Below are 6,011 nucleotides of genomic sequence, written 5' to 3' on the forward strand. Positions count from 1 at the left end.
GGTGGGGCCGCCTCTCCGAGGCGGCCTTGGCGCGCTCGGAGAGCACGCCCTACCTGGGCGCAACAAAAAGCCCCCGGCGAACCGGGGGCTTGGGTGAATTTTGTTTTCTAGCGCTCGCGGCGTTCGCCGTGGTGACGGCGGATGGCTTCGAGGGTGCGTTTCAGTTCATGGATCTCTCGGCGCAGGGCGTCGACTTCAGCGGCGAGGTTGCGGCTGCTGTCACGCTTGTCGCTGGTGGCCGGCTTGCGGTGATGATCCGGGCGGGCTTGCGGGGCGCGGTCTGATTGGGCGGCGCCCATCATTTTGCGGATGGCCTGGAATTTCTGGTGGGCTTCCTCACGGGAGAGCTTGCCGGCCTTGACGGCTGCCGCAATCTCGCGGCCCATCTTTTCGGCCTGCTCGCGGCTGATGCGCTTGGGTTGGTCGGCCTTGGCGTGAGCGGCTTGGCCCCACAGGGATTTCTTGATGTGCTCCAGTTTCTTGCCAGCTTCCTCCTTGGAGAGTTTGCCTGCTTTCACGGCCGCAATGATTTCCCGTTCAATCGCTTGATACTTGGCTTTGCGCGGGTCGCCGTGGGCGGCCTTTGCATGATCCGACTTGGCGCGGTCCCCGTGCGCTTGTGGTTTGCGCTTGAGGTAAGCCAGCTTTTTCATGGCTTCCTCCTTGGTAAGTTTGCCGGCTTTGACGGCCGCCCAAATATCGCGTTCCGCCGATCCAGCTTTGGAGCTTTGCGTTTTGCTGGGGCATTGTTTGCAGTCCTTGCTGTCGGATTTTTTCTTTTTGCATTCATCCGCCTGGGCGGTGAACAGGGAGCCGACCAGCACGAGGGCGGCGGTCATTCGGGTGAGGGATTTGATTTTCATTTTGCTGTGTAAATTGACGTTGCTGGGGTGAGTTTGCTCCGCTTTTTATTTTTTCGCAATGCAATACAGGAACTGGCGGCCGCGGAGAAAGAGTTGTTTGCCGGCCAGGGCGGGGGAGGCGTCGAGCCGGTCGTTGAGACGGTTGGTGGCGAGGGGCTCGAGTTTTTTACCGTGCTGGAGCACAAGGGTGGCTCCGTTGCGGGCGGTGAGATACACGCGGCCGCCGCCGGCCACGGGGGAGCTGTACACATTGGACAGACCGTTGAGGCGTTCGCGGTCGATATAGGTTTCGCCGGTGCGCGCATCGGTGCAGGTGAGCAGGGCTTGATTGGATTGGGTGTAGTGCAGCAGGCCGTTGTAGAGGAGGGGCGAGGGGATGTAGGGCGTGCCGCGTTGCTTGTTCCAAAGGACCTTGTCGGTGCCGGTGAGATCGCCACGAGCGGTGATGGGCAGGGCGAGTAGGGAAAAGCCCTGATAGCCGGTCATGCAATAGACGATGCCATTGGCCACCACGGGGCAGGGGATGGCGTTGTCGGTGAGGCCGCTGCATTGCCAGAGGATTTGGCCGTTGGCGAGGTTGTAGCTGACCACTTTGCCGGGCTCGACCAATCGGCCGCCGCGGCCTTTACCAGAGGCGGTGGTGATGATTTGCGTGCGGTCGCCGTGCTGCACCACGGCGGGTGTGGCCCAGCCGTTGCCGGTTTGGCGGTCCTCTTTCCAGAGCGTTTTGCCGTTGGCGGCGTTGAGTACTTCGATGGACGATTGCCGCACGTGATCGCGCACGATAACCAACCGGCCATCATGGATGACCGGCGAGCAGCCTTCGCCGAGGGAGGCGCCCATGGTGGCCTGACCGAGATCGCGTTCCCAAAGTTTTTTGCCGTCGAGATCAAAACAAAACAGGCCAGCGGAACTGAACCAGCAGTAGAGGCGTTCGCCATCGGTGGTGGGCGAGGCGGAGGCAAAGTTGTTGTCGCCATGGGCGCCCTCGTGCGGCACGCGGCGGGTGGCCACCTGCCGCCAGAGCGTTTTGCCGGTTTGGCGATCGAGACACAGCACGACGTATTCGTAGGTGGTGTTCGGATGGGTGATCCCGAAGATGCGTTTGGGCTGATCCTCGGGCTTGGGGCGGTTGGGATCCACTTGTTCGGTATTGACGGCGGTGAGAATGAACACCTTGTTGCCCCAAATGATCGGGGTCGCGCTGCCGTAGCCGGGGATGGGGATCTTCCACTGGATGTTCTTGTCCTCGCTCCACGTGACGGGGGGCTGCGCGGTGGTCGAGGCGCCGGTGGCGTCGGGCCCGCGCCAGTGATGCCAGTTGGCGGCCTTGGCCTTCTGGAAATCGGCCGCGGTGGAAGTGAGAGCGCTGCCCAACAAAGCGGCGCTGAGGAGAAGGGATGTTTTCATTTTAAAGGGTAAGCTCGCCGGTGCTGCTGGCGAACTTGTCGGTGTTGAGATTCATTTGGTTGAGCAGATGCACAAAGAGATTGCAGAGCGGTGTGTTGTTCTTGGCATCGTGTGCGAGATAACGGCCGTGTTTGAGGCCGCCGCCGGCGAGCAGGATGGGGTTGTTGCGCGGGTCATGCGAGCTGGCGTTGCCAAGATTGCTACCCAGTAAGGTGAGCGTGTTATCGAGCAAGGTGCCACCCGCTTCCCGCTTGGTTTTCATGGTCGTGAGGAATTCATCAAAACAACCCATGATGGCGCGTTCGATCTTAAGCAACTGTTCAATGCGCTTGGGATCCCGTCCGTGATGGGAGAGATTGTGGTGCTCGGATTCCACGCCATTGATCTGTGGCATGCCATGGTTGTGTTGAATCACAATGCTAATCACACGCGAGGAATCGGTCTGTACAATCAGTGGAACAAGATTGAGCAACAGCCGAATTCGGCCAATGAGATCGGTTTTGTCATGGATATCGAGCGGCGCTTGAGCCTTCACCTCCGGTTTGGGTCGGTCGATCCATGCTTGGGCTGCGGCAAGATCATTTTCTGCGGTACGGACGGAATCAAAATATTCCTGCAACCGTTCGCGATCAGCCGTCGGTGCGGTCTTTAGCAGCGTGCGAGTTTGATCAAGCAACTCGTCCAGCACGCTGCGGCCTTCGGCGAGTTTTTGTTTTTGCCGTGCGATCTCCTCTGGTTTACCGCGCAGGAACATTTTTGCAAACATGCGTGAGGGGCGCTGTTCGGCCGGGATCATGACCCCGCTACTGGTGTATGACTGGCTTTTTGCCGTATCGCTACTAAGTGACACGGACGGAAATCGTGTAACGTAGCCGAGTTTGCCAGCCGCGTATTGGTCAACTGAGATCGAGTTTTTGAAGCCGTCCATACCGGGGTTGGGCGCGGCGCTGAGCCAAGTCATCTCGCAAAGGTGTTCGCCACCTTGTGCCGGATGGGAAAGCCCGGAGAAGAGGGTGAAATCCTTCCGGTGGGCCTTGATGATGCTCAGATAATCGGTCAGCCCGTAGTCAGCTCCGGTTTTTTTGGGGAACAACGCCGGCGCGTGTAAGCCGAGCGTGTTACAGATAAACACCATCCGCTTCGGTGGTGCCTGCTCCTTGGCCCACGCCGGTTGCATTGATTCCAGCCACGGCAATGCCATCGCCACGCCGGTGTTTTGCAAAAAGGTGCGTCGGTTTAGTTTCATTTGTTCAAAAACAATCGGCTTTGCACGACGGCATGAAGTAACTCCCGTACAGGGTAGCCATCCATTTTAGTGTTGGCGAGAATGCGTTCTACTTCGGGACGATCAGCAAACTGCACCTCGGCTCCGGTGGCGTAGGTGATCAGTTGGGACACAAGATTTCGGGCGACCTGTTCCTCCTGCTGCAATAGCAAATCGCGGAAACGGCGGATGCCTCTAAACTTGTCCCCGCTCGCGGTCGTGCCGCTGGCATCCACGTTGAGGCCCCAGCGGTATTCGTGGACCGGGCGGCCCATGAAACGGTGGTTGGTCCAATCGCCTTTCCCGGTGGTGCGGTAGCGTTGGCGAAAGCCTCCGATCGGATCGAAGCTTTCCAGCGCAAACCCGGGCGGATCGATGTGTTGATGGCAGCTGGCGCAACTGGCGACATTGCGATGCTTGGCGAGTGTCTCGCGGATGGTTACTGCTCCGCGGATATCCGGTTCCAGTGCGCTGATGGTGGGCGGTGGCGGTTGAGGTGGTGTACCTAAGAGCGAGTTTAGTACCCAGTGTCCGCGTTTGACCGGAGAGGTAAGTGTTCCGTTGGCGGTGACCTTCAGGATGCTGGCTTGGGTCATCAGGCCACCACGCACACTATCAGCAGGCAATGCGACTCGGCGCAGTCTTTCTCCGGAGATATTGGCCATGCCATAATGGTGAGCGAGTCGGCGGTTGACGAAGGTGAAATCAGACTTGATGAAATTGCGAGCAGGCAGGTTCTTCGCCAGTAGTTCGCGTAGATAAAGCCGTGTTTCAGCGAGCATGGCTTGGCGCAATTCATTATCGTACTCAGGGTACAGGGTTGGGTCCGGTGTGGTGGCGTCGATGTCGCTCAAGTGCAACCAACCATCGAGAAAGTCATTAATGAATCGGTTCGAGCGCGGATCATTCAACATGCGGTCCACCTGCACGGCGAGCACCTTGGGTTGGGTGAGTTTCTTTTCGTTGGCGAGGCTGGTCAGTTCGTCATCGGGTAACGTCTTCCAGAGGAAATACGAAAGTCGGCTGGCCAGTGCGTGATCGTCCAGCGGACCGGGTTGGCCGGCGTGAAAGAGGAACTGTGGCGAACTGAACATGGCCCGCAGGGGGGCGCGAACCATTTTATGCATCGGTTGGTTCTTGGGGTGATGCGGTTTGGCGAGGGAGACAAAGGATTCGATTTCCGCGTCCGTTACCGGCCGGCGGAAGGCCTTGGGCGCGAGCCGCTTGACGATGTCGTGCAGGTGCTCTTTGGGATCCTTGGTGGGCTGTGTCCAGTAGATGCGATGCTGCGGTAGCCATGGGGTCTGTACGCCGGTGAGCAAATTACGGGTACGCGTTGGTGGCCACACTTCCTCCAACGGCCCCTCGATCTTCAGCCACTTGATGGCTAGACCTTCGCCCTTGTAGCCGCGCGCGCCCTTGTCGCGCATCATGTAGATCATTTTCCCGTCCGGAGCCGCGTTGAGGTTCAATCCTGCGGGAAAAAAGAATTCACCCGGCTCGAAATATTGGGTGAGTTCAATCTTGCGGGATTCGCCGGGCTTGATTTCAAAGTTACCAATCAACTCGGTGTTACCGTGCTTGTCACTGGCCTTGTATAAGCCGAAGCCGATGTGGGTCTTGGCTTGATAGCCGGCGCCTTCGGCAGTGATTCGGTAGAGCCCGGGGTAAGGGAAGTGATACCCCATGTTGTTGGATTGGGCGACGTGCGGTTCACTGCGGTAGCTGAACATCACATAGGCGTCATCGGTGCGCATCACGGTCTGTCCACCGTTGCGCATCGGGCGGTCGAACCACATACTACTGTACCTGTTGTTGCGGTAATCCATCATACGCGCTGCCTCTCGAGGCTTTGGGCCGAGCATGATGGTCTCATCGAGCGCGGCGTCCACGGCCTTCAGGTAGCTGCGAATATGCACGGGCGAAATGCCCTGTTTCTCAGCGACGTTGGCGAACTTGGCCGAGGCATTCTCCGGTGGTAAATGCCTTTTTAGGTTTCCACCTATGCCAAGGATATCCTGCAGGGTGTATTCAAACTCCAGTCGGGTCAGTCGACGAGCAGCCACACGGCCCTGGGCAGCTTGTTGTTTCCGATTGGCCGCGATTAGGTCTACTTCCAGTGCGGCTAATGCTTTCGCTTGAAGCGCGGCTTCCGGACGTGGCTTGTTCTTGGGGGGCATTTCGCCCTTTTGGACCCGGTCAAAGATCTTCATCCATTGGCGAAAGGTGGCGGCATCGGATAGGTCATGTCCGAGTTTTTCAAAATTTAACTGCGTATCGGTATTCGCATCATGGCAATCAATGCACGAGGCCTCCACCAGCGGTGAGACAGCCGCCTTAAAGGCTTGTCCATGGGCAGGTAGGCCGATAAGCAGGAGAAGGGCTATGACGATGTTCCGGTTCATTTCAAATGCCATGCCTTAATTCTCTTTCTCATCCGTTCGGCCAGTTCCGGCGGCGACGTGGGTGAGAAT

4 protein-coding genes are annotated in these 6,011 nt (G+C 58.3%); all 4 read right to left on the reverse strand.

The genetic code is table 11. The features are described 5' to 3' along the window. Positions 1–107: 107 nt before the first annotated feature. Genes H8E27_11840 through H8E27_11855 form a run of 4 tightly spaced genes read right to left on the reverse strand, consistent with a single transcriptional unit; the run spans position 108 to position 5,942 of the window. Entirely contained in the window at positions 108–863 is a 756-nt protein-coding gene (locus H8E27_11840; protein ID MBC8326304.1) for a hypothetical protein, read from the reverse strand. A 45-nt stretch (positions 864–908) separates the two neighbouring features. Then, positions 909–2,273 (reverse strand): PQQ-like beta-propeller repeat protein, encoded by a 1,365-nt coding sequence (locus H8E27_11845; protein ID MBC8326305.1) that lies wholly within the window; start codon positions 2,271–2,273, stop codon positions 909–911. A gap of 1 nt (position 2,274) precedes the next feature. Next, the gene (locus tag H8E27_11850; GenBank protein ID MBC8326306.1) at positions 2,275–3,519 is read right to left on the reverse strand and encodes a DUF1552 domain-containing protein; all 1,245 of its coding nucleotides are present in this window, start codon (positions 3,517–3,519) and stop codon (positions 2,275–2,277) included. Further along, entirely contained in the window at positions 3,516–5,942 is a 2,427-nt protein-coding gene (locus H8E27_11855) for a DUF1592 domain-containing protein (GenBank protein MBC8326307.1), read from the reverse strand. Before H8E27_11855 ends, H8E27_11850 begins: the two co-directional genes overlap by 4 nt. Between the last annotated feature and the right edge of the window lie 69 nt (positions 5,943–6,011).

It is taken from the genome of Limisphaerales bacterium (assembly GCA_014382585.1).
Classification (GTDB): Bacteria; Verrucomicrobiota; Verrucomicrobiia; order Limisphaerales; family UBA1100; genus JACNJL01.

What these genes read in the sequence shown, in the direction of transcription:
- H8E27_11840 (MBC8326304.1), bottom strand. Translation starts at nt 863, where the DNA reads ATGAAAATCAAATCCCTCACCCGAATGACCGCCGCCCTCGTGCTGGTC.
- H8E27_11845 (MBC8326305.1), bottom strand. Translation starts at nt 2,273, where the DNA reads ATGAAAACATCCCTTCTCCTCAGCGCCGCTTTGTTGGGCAGCGCTCTC.
- H8E27_11850 (MBC8326306.1), bottom strand. Translation starts at nt 3,519, where the DNA reads ATGAAACTAAACCGACGCACCTTTTTGCAAAACACCGGCGTGGCGATG.
- H8E27_11855 (MBC8326307.1), bottom strand. Translation starts at nt 5,942, where the DNA reads ATGAACCGGAACATCGTCATAGCCCTTCTCCTGCTTATCGGCCTACCT.